The sequence below is a fragment of the Acinetobacter nectaris CIP 110549 genome (assembly GCF_000488215.1).
Lineage (GTDB): Bacteria > Pseudomonadota > Gammaproteobacteria > Pseudomonadales > Moraxellaceae > Acinetobacter > Acinetobacter nectaris.
This window is the reverse complement of the sequence record NZ_KI530735.1, coordinates 12,961-29,817: the sequence shown is the minus strand read 5'-3', so window position 1 is coordinate 29,817 and position 16,857 is coordinate 12,961. Positions and strand designations below refer to the sequence as shown.

At 37.4% G+C, this 16,857-nt stretch carries 15 protein-coding genes and 1 pseudogene; 5 read left to right on the top strand and 11 right to left on the bottom strand.

Going from position 1 to position 16,857, the window contains the following annotated elements:
- The first annotated feature begins 1 nt into the window (after position 1).
- The 3 genes from P256_RS10460 (at position 2) to P256_RS10450 (ending at position 4,601) form a co-directional block, all read left to right on the top strand.
- A complete protein-coding gene (locus P256_RS10460) occupies positions 2 to 835 on the top strand; it encodes a phosphodiesterase (protein WP_023273655.1) in 834 nt (277 codons plus the stop codon).
- 528 nt (positions 836 to 1,363) lie between these two features.
- Complete coding sequence (locus tag P256_RS10455; protein WP_023273654.1) at positions 1,364 to 3,577, top strand: OsmC domain/YcaO domain-containing protein; 2,214 nt, start codon at positions 1,364 to 1,366, stop codon at positions 3,575 to 3,577.
- 115 nt (positions 3,578 to 3,692) lie between these two features.
- Positions 3,693 to 4,601, top strand: a complete 909-nt coding sequence (locus P256_RS10450; RefSeq protein ID WP_023273653.1) for a DMT family transporter — start codon at positions 3,693 to 3,695, stop codon at positions 4,599 to 4,601.
- Here the strand turns inward: P256_RS10450 and P256_RS10445 are convergent.
- Positions 4,596 to 5,246, bottom strand: a complete 651-nt coding sequence (locus P256_RS10445; RefSeq protein WP_023273652.1) for an HAD-IA family hydrolase — start codon at positions 5,244 to 5,246, stop codon at positions 4,596 to 4,598. The two genes, P256_RS10450 and P256_RS10445, sit on opposite strands and share 6 nt — an antisense overlap.
- 91 nt (positions 5,247 to 5,337) lie before the next feature.
- Between P256_RS10445 and P256_RS10440 the strand changes: the two genes are divergently transcribed.
- Positions 5,338 to 6,105 carry a hydroxymethylpyrimidine/phosphomethylpyrimidine kinase gene (locus tag P256_RS10440; protein ID WP_023273651.1) on the top strand — a complete coding sequence of 256 codons (768 nt, stop codon included), beginning with the start codon at positions 5,338 to 5,340 and terminating at the stop codon, positions 6,103 to 6,105.
- 29 nt (positions 6,106 to 6,134) lie between these two features.
- Here the strand turns inward: P256_RS10440 and P256_RS10435 are convergent, their stop codons facing one another.
- From P256_RS10435 to rpe, 8 genes and pseudogenes are all read right to left on the bottom strand, one after another.
- Positions 6,135 to 6,767: a nuclease-related domain-containing protein gene (locus P256_RS10435; RefSeq protein ID WP_023273650.1), complete on the bottom strand. Its 633-nt coding sequence runs from the start codon at positions 6,765 to 6,767 to the stop codon at positions 6,135 to 6,137.
- Positions 6,768 to 6,800: 33 nt separating this feature from the next.
- Complete coding sequence (locus tag P256_RS10430; protein ID WP_023273649.1) at positions 6,801 to 7,295, bottom strand: methylated-DNA--[protein]-cysteine S-methyltransferase; 495 nt, start codon at positions 7,293 to 7,295, stop codon at positions 6,801 to 6,803.
- A gap of 53 nt (positions 7,296 to 7,348) precedes the next feature.
- Complete coding sequence (locus P256_RS10425; RefSeq protein ID WP_023273648.1) at positions 7,349 to 8,095, bottom strand: copper resistance protein B; 747 nt, start codon at positions 8,093 to 8,095, stop codon at positions 7,349 to 7,351.
- A gap of 49 nt (positions 8,096 to 8,144) precedes the next feature.
- Positions 8,145 to 9,998 (bottom strand): annotated as a pseudogene (locus P256_RS10420) (copper resistance system multicopper oxidase); the annotation flags it as partial.
- A gap of 41 nt (positions 9,999 to 10,039) precedes the next feature.
- Entirely contained in the window at positions 10,040 to 10,429 is a 390-nt protein-coding gene (locus P256_RS10415; RefSeq protein WP_155756761.1) for a hypothetical protein, read from the bottom strand.
- An 87-nt stretch (positions 10,430 to 10,516) separates the two neighbouring features.
- Entirely contained in the window at positions 10,517 to 12,559 is a 2,043-nt protein-coding gene (locus P256_RS10410) for an OPT family oligopeptide transporter (RefSeq protein WP_023273645.1), read from the bottom strand.
- A gap of 231 nt (positions 12,560 to 12,790) precedes the next feature.
- A complete protein-coding gene (locus P256_RS10405; RefSeq protein ID WP_023273644.1) occupies positions 12,791 to 13,285 on the bottom strand; it encodes a lipocalin-like domain-containing protein in 495 nt (164 codons plus the stop codon).
- A 109-nt stretch (positions 13,286 to 13,394) separates the two neighbouring features.
- The gene (gene rpe / locus P256_RS10400; protein WP_023273643.1) at positions 13,395 to 14,081 is read right to left on the bottom strand and encodes a ribulose-phosphate 3-epimerase; all 687 of its coding nucleotides are present in this window, start codon (positions 14,079 to 14,081) and stop codon (positions 13,395 to 13,397) included.
- A gap of 144 nt (positions 14,082 to 14,225) precedes the next feature.
- Here rpe and P256_RS10395 point away from each other — a divergent pair, with 144 nt between their 5' ends.
- Positions 14,226 to 14,510 (top strand): DUF2218 domain-containing protein, encoded by a 285-nt coding sequence (locus P256_RS10395; RefSeq protein WP_023273642.1) that lies wholly within the window; start codon positions 14,226 to 14,228, stop codon positions 14,508 to 14,510.
- Between the two features lie 2 nt (positions 14,511 to 14,512).
- Here the strand turns inward: P256_RS10395 and fghA are convergent, their stop codons facing one another.
- Both fghA and P256_RS10385 read right to left on the bottom strand, forming a co-directional pair.
- A complete protein-coding gene (gene fghA, locus P256_RS10390) occupies positions 14,513 to 15,346 on the bottom strand; it encodes an S-formylglutathione hydrolase (RefSeq protein ID WP_023273641.1) in 834 nt (277 codons plus the stop codon).
- 9 nt (positions 15,347 to 15,355) lie between these two features.
- The gene (locus P256_RS10385) at positions 15,356 to 16,774 is read right to left on the bottom strand and encodes a C13 family peptidase (protein ID WP_023273640.1); all 1,419 of its coding nucleotides are present in this window, start codon (positions 16,772 to 16,774) and stop codon (positions 15,356 to 15,358) included.
- Between the last annotated feature and the right edge of the window lie 83 nt (positions 16,775 to 16,857).

The window sequence follows — 16,857 nt, the reverse complement described above, 5'->3', positions numbered from 1 at the left end:
TTTGCGACCTGATTTTGTGATTGCTCAAATTAGCGATTTTCATATTAAAGCACAGGGTAAATTGTCTTATAAAAAAGTGGATACCCTAAATGCACTTAAAAAATGTATTCACACATTAAACCAACTGACACCTCGTCCAAACCTTGTGGTCATGACTGGCGATTTAACAGATTTTGGGACAACAGAAGAATATGCAGTTCTCAAAGATGTTATTTCAGAGCTACATATGCCATGGGTTGCTATTCCGGGAAACCATGACAATCCTGAAACCTTTCGGGAAGCATTTTCTGATGAATCTTGGCTGCCACCTAAAAGTGAATTTCTAAGTTGGTCTTTATCCGAATTACCTATTCATATTGTTGGTTTAGACTCTACCGTGCCCTTCAAACCATGGGGTGAAATATGCCCAAAAAGAATGGCTTGGCTAGATGAAACCCTCGCACAACAGCCAAATAAAGACACTGTTGTTCTATTACATCATCACCCATTTCAAAGTGGTATTGCTCACATGGATAAGCAAAACCTACGAGGTATTGAGCGACTCTCTAAAATTATAGAAAAGCATAAGCAGACAAAGCTTATATTATGTGGACATTTACATCGTTTTGTTACCACACAACTTGCAGGTGCAACTGTCTGTAGCGCCCCCGGTACATCTCACCAAGTTGCGCCTGACTTTAGAAAAAATGCACCTGCACATTTCAACTTAGAACCTGCGGGCATGCTATTACATCATTGGTATAAAAATATTGGCTTTACAACACATTATTTAAATATTGGTCATCAAGGTCGAACTTATCCATTTTATGATGAAAATGGCTTACTTATTGACTAAATCCCCACACCTTTGACTGCTTAACCTATAGATAGAAGTGCTCTCGTCATTCAGCGTTGGCACTTAAAATAAATAATATAACCCAAATCCTGTTTAAGGACTTAAACTAAGTTACTGTTTTATATATTTATATATAAAATAAATACTTGGCTTTACGATCTAGTATAACGAATAGACTGATTTCCCTTTAAAAAAAATAGCTCTGAGTGACTAAAAGTGTATGCTATATAATTTCAATACTTGATAAAAATACCATAAGCGAATGATTTTAAAATAAAAGCTTAAACAGGATTCACGTTAATATAATTTTTTTATAACACATTTCATCAAACACCTTGAATAATGTCTATTTATTAACCATAAGTAACACAAACAAGATGAATAACCCTCATCTATCCATGATAATTTCTTCAGTTCCTTTTATACTTGAGGCTGTCATTTTCATGACAAAACTTACGCTTATCTTCTCCTTATAAAATTAACTTTTTCACTAAACCATTATTTGGTGAAGAAATATTAGGTGCCAGTATGGAAATTAAGGTCAATTTTCTCGACAACCTTCGACTTGAAGCCAAATTTGATGACTTCACAGTTGTTGCCGATCAACCCATCCGTTACAAGGGAGATGGTTCAGCGCCGGGACCTTTCGACTACTTTCTTGCATCTTCTGCTTTATGCGCTGCCTACTTTGTAAAGCTTTATTGTCAAACTCGAGATATTCCCACTGAAAATATTCGCCTCTCACAAAATAATATTGTAGACCCTGAAAACCGCTATCAGCAGATCTTTAAAATTCAAGTTGAATTACCTGCCGATATTTCAGCAAAAGACCGTCAAGGTATTTTAAGATCGATTGATCGTTGCACAGTAAAACGTGTTGTTCAAAATGGCCCTGAGTTCATTATTGAAGAAGTCGATAACTTAGATGCCGATGCTCAAGCACTACTTATTCCAAATGCAGACAATAATGATGGCACATATATTTTAGGTAAAGACCTACCTTTAGAAAAAACCATTGCAAATATGTCAGGTATTTTAGAAAACCTCGGCATGAAAATTGAAATTGCGTCATGGCGTAATATCGTACCGAATGTATGGTCGTTACACATTCGAGATGCTCATTCATCGATGTGTTTTACCAATGGTAAAGGCGCAACAAAAGAAAGTGCGCTTGCTTCTGCACTTGGCGAATTTATTGAACGTCTAAACTGTAACTTCTTTTATAATGATCAATTTTGGGGTGAGGATATTGCCAATGCAGAATTTGTGCACTATCCAAATGAACACTGGTTTAAACCCGGTCATGATGATGAATTGCCGGAAGAAATTTTAGATGCACACTGCTTAAATATTTATAACCCTGAGGGTGAACTTCGCGGCTCACACCTATACGACACAAACTCAGGAAATACGGCGCGCGGTATCTGCTCATTACCTTATACCCGTCTGTCTGATGGTAAAACTGTTTACTTCCCATCCAACCTCATTGAAAACTTATTCCTAAGTAATGGAATGAGTGCAGGAAACTCATTAGCAGAAGCACAAGTACAATGTTTATCTGAGATTTTTGAACGTGCTGTGAAACGCGAAATTTTAGAGAAAGAAATCAGCTTACCGGATGTTCCTGAACATGTTCTAGCGAGATACCCAAGTATTCAAGCAGGTATAAAAGCCTTAGAAGAACAAGGTTTTCCTATACTCGTTAAAGATGCATCTTTAGGTGGTCAATTCCCTGTCATGTGTGTCACGCTTATGAACCCACGTACAGGTGGTGTATTTGCATCTTTTGGTGCACATCCAAGCCTAGAAGTTGCCATAGAGCGCAGTCTTACAGAGTTACTACAAGGTCGTAGCTTTGAAGGTTTAAATGACTTACCACAACCTACATTTAGAAGCCATGCAGTTACCGAGCCAAATAACTTTGTAGAACACTTCATCGACTCAAGCGGTGTCGTTTCTTGGCGTTTCTTTAGCTCAAAATCTGACTTTGAGTTTGTCGAATGGGACTTCTCCAACCAAGGTGAAGCATCAAATGTAGAAGAGGCAGAAAAGCTATTTGCAATTTTAAAAGATCTTGGCAAAGAAGTGTATATGGCTGTTTATGATAACTTAGGTGCAATCGCTTGCCGTATTTTAGTACCGGGTTATTCTGAAGTGTATTTGGTAGAAGACCTTATTTGGGACAACACTAACCAAGCCTTAGCATTCCGCTCAGATATTCTAAACTTACACCGTTTAGACAACGAACAGCTTGAGGCATTGGTTGAACGTCTTGAAGAAAGTGAGCTTGATGACTATATAGACATCACAACGCTTATTGGTATTGAATTTGATGACAATACGGTTTGGGGTCAGCTTACTATTTTAGAGCTCAAACTACTTATTTATTTAGCATTACAAGACTTTGAAACTGCAAAAGATTTAGTAGAAGCCTTTTTACAATACAACACCAATACGGTAGACCGAGGTCTCTTCTACCAAGCACTCAATGTTTCCCTAGAGGTAACATTAGATGATGAGTTGGAACTAAGCCACTACGAAACCAACTTCCGTAAAATGTTTGGTGATGAAAAAATGGATGCCGCTCTTGGCTCTATTTCAGGTGATGTTCGTTTTTATGGCCTTACACCAACAAGTATGAAACTTGAAGGTTTAGACCGTCATCTCCGCCTGATTGATAGCTATAAGAAGCTTCATGAAGCACGTGCAAAAGCAGCTAAAGAACCTAATATGTTCTTATAATTTTTCTCTTATGAAGCCACTCAAACGGTCAGTGGCTTCATAAACCAACTCTCCACACGAACTATAAAAACGATATAATACTTTCAAGATTTAAATTTTAATTGAGATCGCTTTAATGCGTCGTATTACGCAACATTCACACTTTCCCGAACTTACACTTATCTTTATCACCTTTATTTGGGGTGGTACATTTTTAACCGTTCAATATGCACTCACCCTAAGTAGTCCCATGTTTTTTGTCGGTTGCCGTTTTGCCGCTGCCTCCATTGCCATTTGCCTCATCTCATGGAAAACATTAAAAGAAGTGACATGGCTCGACTTTCTTGCAGGCGCGTGTATTGGACTAATGATGGCTGTTGGATATGGAGCACAAACCCTCGGCTTACAAACGATTCTCAGTACAGAGTCTGCTTTTCTAACAGCGCTTTATGTTCCAATGGTACCGTTATTTCAATGGATTATTTTTAAAAAAGCACCAAGATTTATGACATGGATTGGTATTATTTGTGCTTTTATCGGTTTAATTTTACTTACAGGTAACCACTCTTTAAATATTTCATTCAATACAGGGCAATTATTCACCCTACTCAGTGCCGTCGCCATCGTTTTTGAGATCATTTTTATTGGGTTGTTTGCAAATAGAGTGAATCCACAACGAGTAACCATAATTCAACTCATTTTTGCATCACTGGCTGCGTTTATAAGTATGCCTCTTGTGGGTGAACACCACTTACCTGCTTTTTCATGGACACTTGTCTTTATTATTATCGGCATTGGATTAGCCAGTGCAATCATTCAATTTACAATGAATTGGGCACAACAATTCGTCGACCCAGCTCGTGCAACAGTCATTTATGCAGGTGAGCCTGTGTGGGCAGGAATTATTGGACGTGTTGCGGGAGAAAGATTGTCTGAGTATGCAATTTTTGGAAGTATTCTAGTTATCTTAGGCGTACTACTCAGTGAGTTAAAGCCTTCTTTCTTTAAAAGAAAAAAAGGCAATGACTCAGAAAGAGAATCATAGAATATCTATAATCTCATTGAAACTTTGCACGCGATACTTTGGCGAGGCATCATCTAACTCTTGTGCTGTACCATAACCATAACGTACTGCTATAGTCTCTATTTGATGATGTCTTGCACCCAAAATATCATACTGGCGATCACCCACCATTATACATTCACGTGCATCAATCTTTTCTTCTTCTAATATATAAGCAATCAGGTCTGCTTTATTGGTAAGGTCGCCATTTAACTCACTGCCATACGCATATTGAAAATATTCCAACAATTCAAAGTGTGCCAAAATACGCTGTGCATATATTTGTGGTTTTGCAGTTGCCAAATAAAGTACATAGCCTTTATTTTTGAGTATTTGTAATGTTTCCTTCACTTGAGGATAAACCTGATTTTCAAATAATCCTACATCAGCAAAACGTTCTCTATAAAAAATCAATGCTTGTTCAGCATCTGCTTTTCTACCCATTTTTTCTAATAAAATTTCAAAGGACTGCTTCAGTGGTGGGCCAATTGTCCAATCCAAATCGGTGTTTTCAGGTAAAGGCATACCCAATTTATTCATTGCGTAATGAATACAAGCATGAATCCCTTGCTTGGGGTCTGTAAGTGTTCCATCTAAATCCAATAATATATACTTGACCTGATCCATGACTCACCTTTTACTCTATGAAAAGAACGCGGAAGTTTTCTAAAACTTACCCTATACTAACCATAAGTGTAACAAATAAGGAGTTCTCTACGTGCGTTCTACAGTACTTTGTTTTTCAGGTTTAGATCCCTCAGGCGGTGCAGGACTACAAGCAGATATCGAAGCCATTGGTCAAAGTGGTGCACATGCAGCCATTGCATGTACAGCACTCACAATTCAAAACTCTCAACAAGTGTTTGGCTTTGAAGCAACATCTAAAGAATTATTACTTGCTCAAGCAAATGCTGTTGTTAAAGATTTACCCATTCGCTGTGTAAAGTCAGGGATGTTAGGTACAACAGATAACATCTCAGCACTTGCACAGTTTCTAGGCGAGCACCCCGATTATTTATATGTACTTGATCCTGTTTTAGTTGCAAACAGTGGTGGCTCATTAGGTGACCAAGCAACACTTGTACAAGCATTTAAGTCACTAATTCCACTTGCAACAGTCATTACACCCAATACCATCGAGCTCAGAGCCCTTACAGGTTTAAATGACATCCATGAAGCAACACAAGCATTATTTCAAATGGGTGCACAGGCTGTGCTTGTAAAAGGTGGACATGAAGATACTCCAGACCATATTCTAAACACGCTCTACGTTCATGGTGAAATTGTATCTGAAACACGTTGCCCACGATTAGATGGCGAGTTTCATGGTTCGGGTTGCTCTCTGGCAAGCTTTATTGCAGGTCGTTTAGCTCAGGGAGATCAGATCAAACAGGCTGTTCACCATGCAGAAACTTGGCTATTTGGTGTGCTTGAAAATGCTGAAACACCTGTAGTAAATGGACAAAAAATACCAAAGCGTTTCTAATTAATTATGAAGCATAATTCTATTATGCTTCATTTACTTTGATGGGCACTCTTCAAATTTTTCACATGCAATTTATCGGTTTTTCTTCCACGCTCTAAACGATGCTGCTCAATTAAATACTGCGCTTTTGTGACTGCTACTGTCGATAAAACAGGTACATTAAATTGCTTAACATAGTTCACCCAAGCCTTACCATGTAAAACATTCTCAGGCATTTCAGTCTTAAACTCACACTCTCCAACAAAAACCACCACTGAATATAAATGGCTTAAATCGAAAGACATCTGGTTTTCTAATAATTCGCCCAATACTTTGGTATGTTTATAGTTTTGATGCAATGGGTTTTGAAAGCGGTGCTTACTTTTAGGAAAAGACTGTGTCCATTGTTTTTGGAATTTATCTCCAAAAATCCATCCTTTATAATTCTTTGTTTCAAGCACAAAAATGCCATAAGGACTTAATAAGATATGATCAATTTGAGTTGTTCCACCATTACTCGTTGGCAATGTACAATTATTAATAAGTACGTACTTATCGTTATCTAAATACTTTTTATAATGTAAGTGGACAATACTTTCCCCGACTTTTCCCTTAAATTTGGGAGAAGAAATAAATCCTAAAACAACAAAGACAAGAACAGCAATAAATAAATAAAACAACACGGAATAAATTAACCCAAAATTTTCAGTGAGTTATTATACATCAATTCTAATATTTTCGATTTCTAATAAGTATTTTTTACGATTTAAGCCACCCGCAAAGCCTGTGAGTTTGCCATTTTTACCAATTACACGATGGCAAGGAATAACAATTGAAAGTGGATTTTTGCCAATTGTCCCGCCAATTGCACGAATCGCCAAAGGATTATTTAAATAAGATGCAACATCCGAATAACTCCATGTGGTTGCAAAAGGGATATGCATAAGTGCACGCCATACAGCCTGTTGAAATGGTGTTCCACCTACAAAATCTATTGGGATATCAAAATATTGGCGTTTTTTATGAAAATACTCATTGAGTTGATGTCTTGCTAAACTCAATATGGGATGATCCTCTTGAACCGTAAATAGTTGTTTCGCAAACATACTGATATTGTCATCTGGCCAACATACAGCGACCAAAGCCTGATCGTGTGCAATCAGTCTCAGTTTACCTAAAGGGCTATCCATACCTATTTCAAATAAATCCATTTGCCTTCTATCCTAAATAGCATGGTCATTAAAAACGACCATGCTTTGCAATATTAAAACTTAAATGTTAGCCCTGCACCATAGTAAAAGCCTTCCTCAGCTTCTGTATAGCTTTGCCAAGCAGTTTGCTTCAAACCTTTATCATATTTATATGCTAAATCGATAAAAGGCATTACATTTTTTGTAATTTCATAGCGTGTTTGAATACCCGTAGCCAGTTCAGATAAACCAGTTTTCTGTGCAGTTCTTGCTTTATCGCTCACGACCACAGTCGCATTGATATATGGTTGAGTAATCAACTTTTGTGTAAGTAAAAAATCACGGCTACTATTTAAAGACAATGCAACATAATTATCTTGACCAACATACAAATAAGCTTCGGTTTCAAAGAAATAAGGTGCAAGTCCGTGTAAGCCAACCACGCCATCTACAGCACTTTTGTTCTCACGTTTATTGAGATCATTTCTATATCTTGCACCAATTTGAGCATCCCAAAAAGTTGCAACATTACGGCTATATAAAGCAGAGATTTGATAAGCATGACGCTCTGACTCATCCTTATTCATTTCAGCTTCAATGAAAAGTTTATTTTCATCAGTGCCAACCCAAGTTTTCAGCCCTGTATTCAGTTGCCCTTCTCCACGGCGATTCATAAGCCACTCACTATCAACCGTTGTCGCCTGATAGATCGCGCCACCATGTTGATGATCCATCATCTCCATATCACTCGCCCATGTTTGCATTGCAGCCAATACAAGACTCACGACAGTTAACAGTTGGAATGCTTTAATGATGTGCATGATGACCTCCCATTGGCATAGACATCATGTCAGACATGTCCATATCTGCATGGTGCTGATGCTGTTCTTTTTGTACAAGCTTTACAGGAGGCTCCATCACTTGTGATGGTGATGATTTGTCAGGCATAGCCACAATGAGCGTACTCATCATGCCTGCAGTCATGTGATACAACAAGTGACAATGTAATGCCCATTCACCTGCTTCATCTGCTGTAAGCAATACACTCACCGTTTTTCCAGGAGGAACAATCACCGTATGTTTACTTGGCATATTTTGCATTGCCTGACCATTTTCAAGCTGGAAAAACATACCATGTAAATGCATAGGATGCGCCATCATTGTATTATTAACAAAGGTTAGACGAACACGCTCCCCATATTTCACTTTAAATGGCGTCGCTTGACTATATTTCTTACCATTAATTTCCCAAATATAACGCTCCATATTGCCATCTAAATTCATGACAATGGTCTTGTCCGCAGGACGCTGATCTTTTTGAGGCATTAAAGATTGTAAATCTTGATATTGCAACATCTTCAAACCTTTAGGTGTAGACGCATTATCCCAACCATCAGCAGGGTCATATTTAACCATATCCGATGAAGCATTCTCTGGCATATTCATGCCTTGCATCTCATGACTCGACATATTCATATGACTCATGTGCATCTGATGCTCAGACATATCCATTTGCCCCATAGGATCATTTGGCATATCCATATCCATATCCTTCATACTATGCTCAGACATATCCATGTCTTTCATGTCATGTTTTGAGTGATCCATGCCTGCCATGTTTTGCTGAGACATGTCCATTTCATCATGCGACATCCCCATATCTTGCATGTTCAATAATGCTCGGGGTCGATGATTTGGCATCACAAAGTCAGCAGGTTTCGATGCTTGATTATGTAAATTACCAATTGCAAAACCTGTCCGATCAATCGACTCTGCTTGAATTTGATAATTGTCTTCCTTTGGTTCAACAATCACATCATACGTTTCACCTGCGCCGAAACGAAACTCATCCACACTTACAGGTTTTACAGGCTGTCCATCTGCGCTCACAACCGTCATTTTTAAGTTTGGAATTCGCACATCAAAAAAAGACATTGCTGAAGCATTAATAAAACGTAAGCGAATACGATTCCCTTGTTCAAATAACCCTGTCCAATTTTGCTGAGGCGTCTTACCATTCATTAAAAACGTATAGCCTGTCACATCGCTCAAGTCTGTTTTGAGCATACGCATTTGGTTCCACATTTTACGGTCTTGCCAAGTCGCTTTAATGCCTTGTTGCTGTACCTGATGAAGTACATCTGTCATTGTTTCACGCTGATTTTGATAATAATCGGGCGATTTTTTAAGATTCTTCATAATCGTTTTACTTGAAGATGTATGAAAATCTGACAGCATCACCACATAATCTTGTTGCACTTTTTCAGTTGTCGTTAAAGGTTCTTTGTCCTTTGGATAGACCACAAAAGCACCATACAAACCATCTTGTTCTTGCCCATCACTATGCGCATGGTACCAATATGTACCACTTTGGCGTAGTTTAAAACGATATGTAAAATCACCATTTGGTTGAATTTCTTTAAAACCACCTAGCCCTGGTACACCATCCATCGCATTAGGCAATAAAATTCCATGCCAATGCACCGAAGTTGGCTCATTCTTTAAAGAATTATGTACATGAATCACTGCCTCATCACCTTCGGTAAAGGTTAGATTTGGCGCAGGAAATTGACCATTGACTGTAATTTTAGGGACAGCTTTACCCGTAAGATTGACCGATTGTTCATTAATATCTAAATGATATTCTTTAATTGCTGCAACAGAAAACTGTGACAGCACACCACATAAACCTATAATAGATAGGCGAAATAATTGACGTAACATAAGCATAACCTTTGAATAAAAAATAGAAATTTATAAAAAGGCTATACTCTTGGAGGGCGAAGAATTTTTTGTAAATGACCACTCAATGTGGCTGAGTAATACTCAATTGGAGGACTTTCTAAAATCTTTATATGTGTAGATAACGGTTGAAGTACTGCTTCATGATCTGCTAAGGCATAATTAATATTTTGACAATGTAAAATCTGACAATCGATACAACCGACCGTATGCTTATGCGGTTGCTTCATCATTTGCTGAGGCATTTCCTCATCTGCACAATGTGCTTGCATCATTTCATGATGTTGCATCGACATTTCATGATTTTTTTCGATATCAATATATGCAACTTGCATTTTTGCATTCACCATGCCAAAGCAGCCAATTGCAAAAGCAATAAGCAACTTCAATGCAAGCTGAAAGACATTTGACATGCGCATATATAAAATAAGAGAAAAACAATGCCTTGATCATAATAGACCTCAAGGCATGATTCAAACATTTTTCGTAACGATAAATGTTTAAGACTTTAAAGATCGTTTAATAAAAATAAAACTCACGACAGCAAAAGAAATAAAACCTAAAATATCCTGTAGACTTTGCCATGATGCAGGTATATGAATGGCCAATGGGCTATCCGAACCACCTGTACTCACAGAAACAACTATTATAACTGCGAGAATTACACCCATTAGGCTTTCTCCAAAAATAAGGCCTGCCGCAAACAATGTTCCCTTTTGTTCTATTCTTTTAACTGCATCTACACCTTTATTCTTAGCAATATATTTTTGCATTGCCCAAAAAATAAATGCACCAATAAAAAGTGGCATATTTACACTTGGAGGTAAGTAAATTCCCATACCTACAGCCAAAACTGGGAGTGATAACTTTTGTTTTGATGCCTTTTTTAGAACAAAGTCAAATACAATCAATGCTACTGCCAACACTGCACCCAAACCAATGGATGACCAATCTAAACTTTTCGAGAAAATACCTTGGCTAATGGTTGTCATCAATAATGCCTGAGGTGCAGCCAATGCTTGAGCTATATCCATACCTGTTCTAGGCATTGCGCCTGTAAAGCCATACGCTTGGTATAAAAGCTCAACCACAGGTGCAATGACCAATGCACCTGTAATCGACCCAATAATCAGTGCAATTTGCTGTTTTGCAGGCGTTGCTGAAACCAAATAACCCGTTTTTAAATCCTGTAAATTGTCATTGGAAATGGTTGCAATCGCCAAAATTGCGGATGTTGCAAATAATGTTAATGCTGTTAAAAACTTTACACCATCTACTGTCGATAAAACATGTGTTACGTGCCCTAGCCCAAATAATGCCGTTGCAATCACCAAGACAGATAAAATACCAATACCTGAAATAGGACTTGAAGATGAGCCCACAAGACCGGCCATATAACCACAAGCAGCAGCAATAAAAAAACCAATAATAAATGTGATAATCGTAACCAAAATCACAAATAGCCATGCCATTGGCACTGCAATATAAGCATGGGCAATAAAATAATAAAAGGTTGCAAAAAGAACGAAAACTGTTCCAAGCATAATAGCAAATATATGACGTGGCGCTAAATCTTGCTCCGTACGAACGTACGTTACATTTTCATCTTGTTGTTGATATGCACGTATAGATAATCGGATTCCCTCAACCATAGGCTTAAACAGCATGATTAAAGTCCAAATTGATGCAACACCGATTGTACCCACCCCCATAAATCGGACTTTTGATGCCCAAAGTTGATGTGCATACTGTGTCATTTCAACACCAATAGGCAATGGTGCCCAACTCGATAGCAGCGGTACTGCAATACCCCATGCAATAAAAACACCAACAAGTATTGCCACACCTGCTGACATCCCAATTAAACTACCTGCACCTAAAAGTGCAAGAGAAAACCCCATAGGTATTTGAAATATTGCATGACTACCTTTTAACCAAATACTTGCACTGTCCGAGATTACGCGCAAACCACTGTTAAGGAAACTTACCATCGCAGCAAGAACACCACCATAAAGAATTTCTTTGGCATGTGTTGTTTCTTTACTTTCCTGTACAACCCCTTTCTCATTGACAACAGTGCCTGCTGTTCCCGCTTTTAAAATTTCAGCAGCGGCAATCCCCTCAGGGTAAGGTAAATCACTTTGTACCACCATAATTTGGCGTAACGGAATAGTAAATAATACTCCAAGTATTCCACCGCCTAGGCACAGCAAAGAGACTTGCCAAAATGGAAACTGTTGCCAATATCCAATCATTAACAACCCTGGTAAAACAAAAATAACTGAAGACAAAGTTCCTGCCGCAGATGCTTGTGTCTGTACTAAATTGTTTTCGAGAATATTAGAGCCTTTCGCAAACTTCAATAATGCCATAGACAACACAGCAGCAGGTATTGAAGATGCAAAGGTCAAACCCACTTTAAGACCCAAATAAATATTTGATGCAGTAAAAATAATAGTAATAATAATGCCTAGAATAACACCACGTAATGTCAATTCTTTATAGCCTGAATAAGGGTCATTAGTGAAAGAGGGTTTCGACATATATACTTCCTTGTTACATCTATTTTTAATTTATTTTAAAATCTATAAAAATATAAATTAATACACATTTATAATATATTTACTTTAATTTTAATAAATTGCGATTATACCTTAGTAAAAATTATGACAATATAATAATTAATGATTTATAAATTGATTTAAATGACTATATTTCAAACATAATTTATTTAGTATCGCCTATGCAATAAGCAAAGGCGATGCCATAAAGTCTTAAATATCTTTCTTAAATGTAATAATTGAACGTGTTATTCCCGGCCAGTTTGGCATTTGACGCCACGGCGTTAAAACATCTAATGTATTGCCATGTATATGAAACTCTCTACATTGCTGAGTGCCTACCCACTTCGGGTTCCATGCAGACTCAACATCTGTACACCATTGATTTTCTTTTAATGACCACATTCCAGTATATGCAATTACAGAGTCTAATAATGCTGCTTTTTCTGTATCTGTTGTTGCTGTTTTACTTCTATTATCACCTGTAAGAACAAAATTAATGCGATGATCTTGTGTAAAAATCACGCGCCCTGTCGGATGCTCACCCATAGCAGGAATAAAATGATGCGTTGCTTGATCTTCTACTTTATAACTTTCAAGTACCCATGAACCAGCTATGGAAGGCTGTTCTATCGCACTTGCAGATACATGCTGACTCAAACATACAATTGAAACTATAAAAATAGAATAACGCTTAGATAAAAACATGGATTTTCCCCGAGGCAAAAAACCATTATATATTTATTTTAATTATAAACAGAGAATATATTATTATACCAGCCCATTAAATAAGGACTGATATAATATTTATTATATTTTAAACTTCAATTTTATTTACTTGGTTTAATTCTGCACGCATTTCATCAATAACAGACTTATAATCAGGTTTACCAAAAATGGCAGAACCTGCAACAAACATATCTGCACCTGCTTCTGCAATTTCACGAATATTTGCAGGTGTCACACCACCATCTACTTCAAGTCGAATATCTTGACCACTGGCGTCAATAATTTGACGTGCTTGACGTAACTTATCCAATGTCATTGGAATAAACTTCTGACCACCAAAACCAGGGTTTACACTCATCAATAAAATTTGATCAACTTTATCTAAAACATAGTCTAAATAGTGCAACGGCGTTGCAGGATTAAATACTAGACCTGCTTTTGCACCACCAGATTTAATAAGCTGCAATGAACGGTCGATATGTTCTGAAGCTTCAGGGTGAAATGTAATAATATCCGCACCTGCATCTAAAAAATCACCAATCATACGATCGACTGGAGAGACCATTAAATGCACATCGATTGGTGCTTTAATACCATAGTTTTTAAGTGCTTTACATACACCTGCACCAAACGTTAAATTCGGCACATAATGGTTATCCATAACATCGAAATGAACAACATCTGCCCCTGCGTTTAAAACATTTTCAACTTCTTCACCTAAACGAGCAAAATCAGCAGATAAAATAGACGGTGCAATAAGATATGGCTTAGACATGGAAATCCCAAACAGTGAACAGATATGGTTCAATTATAACAAATCTAGACAGCATCTTTTATAAAAACACCTAAATACATTTTTATTACACGCAATCCTTATTATCTTGTTAAGATTAATTCTCGTTTAAAACAAGGATATGATATGAAAAGCATTACCCAAGTTCATACAGAAGAAGGACGACGTATTGCAAAAAGACTATTCAATCATTGGAAACATAAGTTTGAAGTAGAAGAAACGGAAAATGCTTTTTTTATTCCATTTCCAAATGCAAAAGTGTTTCTTTACCCGAAAGAAACAACTCTAGATGTATCTATTGAAGGAAATAATGATGTCGATTTTGCCCGTTTAGAGCAAGTTGTCATTGATCATCTGAACCGTATGGCACACCAAGAGTTTGATGTGACATGGCAACATACAGAAAATTAATTTTATGCATTCAGATGGTTAAAGTGAAATTTTAAATGATCATCAATAAATGACTGCACAAAATAATACCCATGGTCATAATGATCATGGAATCGAAGGGTCAAAGGCTGTCCTTTCTTTTCACACACTGCTTTTAGTTTTTCAGGTTGAAGCTGTGAATAGAATTGATCTGCCAAACCCTGATCAATAAGAACATCAGAAAATAGTGCCCCTTGCTTCTCAACCAAAGCGACAGCATCATGGTTTTTCCAAATATCTTTATCTTCGCCCAAGTAAGCAGAAAAAACCTTTTCTCCCCAAGGACACTCACTTGCTGCACAAATAGGTGCAAAAGCAGAAACCGATCTAAATAAATTCGGATACTTCCATGCAAGTGTTAACGCACCATGTCCACCCATGCTATGCCCCATAATACCTATACGGCGCGCATCTATTGGAAAGTTTTTAATTAATTGTGCATATAGCTCTTCAACAATATAACTCTCCATTTGAAAGTGTGTTTTCCAAGGCATTTGTTGCGTATTAATATAAAATCCTGCTCCCTGACCAATATCCCAAGCCTCATCATCAGCCACACTTTCGCCACGTGGTGATGTATCTGGCATAACAAGTATTAAACCGAGCTGAGAAGCCATATTTTGAGCATGTGCTTTTATTGCAAAAGTTTCCTCATTACTGGTTAATCCTGCTAGAAAAAAAATAGCAGGACATTTTTCCTTTTCTGCTTGTGGTGGAATATATACAGAAAATTTTGCTATTCCTTGTAAATATACAGATGACATTTCATAAGTACGCTGCTCACCAGCAAAACAATAATTTTTCTGTAATAAATTCATTTTCACTTCCTAAGGCGTTGTCGGTGATGGCATTGGATTAGGGCTTGTTGGTATTACTGTTGGGCTTGGGAAAAGATGTTTTTCTAACTGAGGTAACATCAGCTCCATATTTTTTCCTAAAGACCATTGTGGTTCTGAAGGTTCGAAACCTTGTGCATTCTCCCATTTTGAAACAGTTGCTTGGGCATCAGTAAAGGCATCATGTAGCGTACTTTTCTCTCTCATTGCTTGATCAAAGAATGCTCGACCAAAATAAGTATAATCAGACTCACTATTACAGCCAAATGATGAACGATCAGCGGCGGAAGCTGTAATCACTAAAGTATTATCAGACTGTAATGCAGGTATAAAACTACCTGAGTAACATGCAGAAATTACAATAACACGCCATTTAATGCCCGACTTGTCTAAAGCACTTCGTAACCACTGTGGGTTGATTTGATTTAAATCAATTGGCGCATTTTCAAGTTCAAAGTGATTGGCTAAACCGTGGGATGTTAAATACATAAATAAAACATCTGTATCTTTATTCATTTGTTGGCCAATTCGGTTGAGTGCCAATTGAATGCTTGTTTCAGATGCAATAGGAATTTTTGTGCGTGTATCAGGATCATTAACTAATTGAACAGACCGTCCTAGTGTTCCAAATCGCGTATCAAATTGTGACTTAATTCGTTGTACTTCAGAGCTAAAAACAGAATCATAGCTATCACCAGCAACACCTAAGAAGTACCAATGTGTTTGTGAAAAATCACCAAGCTGTATTTGCTCTAGGGTTTGGCGCAGTAAATTCCCTTGGGCATATAATGCATCTTCTGAAATTGTAGGTGGTGAATCATCAACCTTCCAAATTGGCTGTTGTTTTACCGACATTTGCCAAACAACCAAAGTGCACACTGTAGCAAACATAATCAGTGCTCTTTCCCACCATGGCCATTTTAGCTCCCGAGAAAATACCCAAATGACTGCTAAACTTTGCCATACAAAGAACACCATAAAAAGTGTTGGTAGAAAGTTATAAATACTATCTGGCAAGAAGTTGAGTAAATTATTATCGCCTAAATACTGTAAAAAGCATTGAATAAGTAAAACATTACTATCAAGTACCAACCATAATAAAGCAGGTACAAGCATCAACCTTTGGTTATTCATTCGTTGTGAAAGGAAAATACCAACAATTAGTGCAATAAAAGGCCAAAGTGCATAGCTTACAAGCCCTTGTGAGTTAAAGTGCCCAACCTGACCCGCAACCATCCAGCTATAAAGTGTATTTACACTTGCAGCAACAGCTCCCCAAAAAAGGAGTTGGAAAATAGATGGATGTACAATTTGCAATGACTTACGTGAACCAAGAAATAGCCATAGGCCTGCAACTTGGTTACTTTTCAAATCATGCCAAAAGTTAATAGAAGGTTTAAGATCTATCATAGGATTTTTGCTGGCCAGCAACATTTCGTTGCTTTATACGTTATTGCTCATTTATTGTTTATGTAGTCTAATCGATATCTCGT

Excerpts from the sequence above, each read along its gene's own strand:
- P256_RS10455 (WP_023273654.1), top strand. The coding sequence starts at position 1,364 with ATGGAAATTAAGGTCAATTTTCTCGACAACCTTCGACTTGAAGCCAAA.
- P256_RS10445 (WP_023273652.1), bottom strand. The coding sequence starts at position 5,246 with ATGGATCAGGTCAAGTATATATTATTGGATTTAGATGGAACACTTACA.
- P256_RS10425 (WP_023273648.1), bottom strand. The coding sequence starts at position 8,095 with ATGCACATCATTAAAGCATTCCAACTGTTAACTGTCGTGAGTCTTGTA.
- P256_RS10395 (WP_023273642.1), top strand. The coding sequence starts at position 14,226 with ATGAAAAGCATTACCCAAGTTCATACAGAAGAAGGACGACGTATTGCA.
- P256_RS10430 (WP_023273649.1), bottom strand. The coding sequence starts at position 7,295 with ATGGATTTATTTGAAATAGGTATGGATAGCCCTTTAGGTAAACTGAGA.
- P256_RS10410 (WP_023273645.1), bottom strand. The coding sequence starts at position 12,559 with ATGTCGAAACCCTCTTTCACTAATGACCCTTATTCAGGCTATAAAGAA.
- P256_RS10405 (WP_023273644.1), bottom strand. The coding sequence starts at position 13,285 with ATGTTTTTATCTAAGCGTTATTCTATTTTTATAGTTTCAATTGTATGT.
- fghA (WP_023273641.1), bottom strand. The coding sequence starts at position 15,346 with ATGAATTTATTACAGAAAAATTATTGTTTTGCTGGTGAGCAGCGTACT.
- P256_RS10385 (WP_023273640.1), bottom strand. The coding sequence starts at position 16,774 with ATGATAGATCTTAAACCTTCTATTAACTTTTGGCATGATTTGAAAAGT.
- P256_RS10415 (WP_155756761.1), bottom strand. The coding sequence starts at position 10,429 with ATGTCAAATGTCTTTCAGCTTGCATTGAAGTTGCTTATTGCTTTTGCA.
- rpe (WP_023273643.1), bottom strand. The coding sequence starts at position 14,081 with ATGTCTAAGCCATATCTTATTGCACCGTCTATTTTATCTGCTGATTTT.
- P256_RS10450 (WP_023273653.1), top strand. The coding sequence starts at position 3,693 with ATGCGTCGTATTACGCAACATTCACACTTTCCCGAACTTACACTTATC.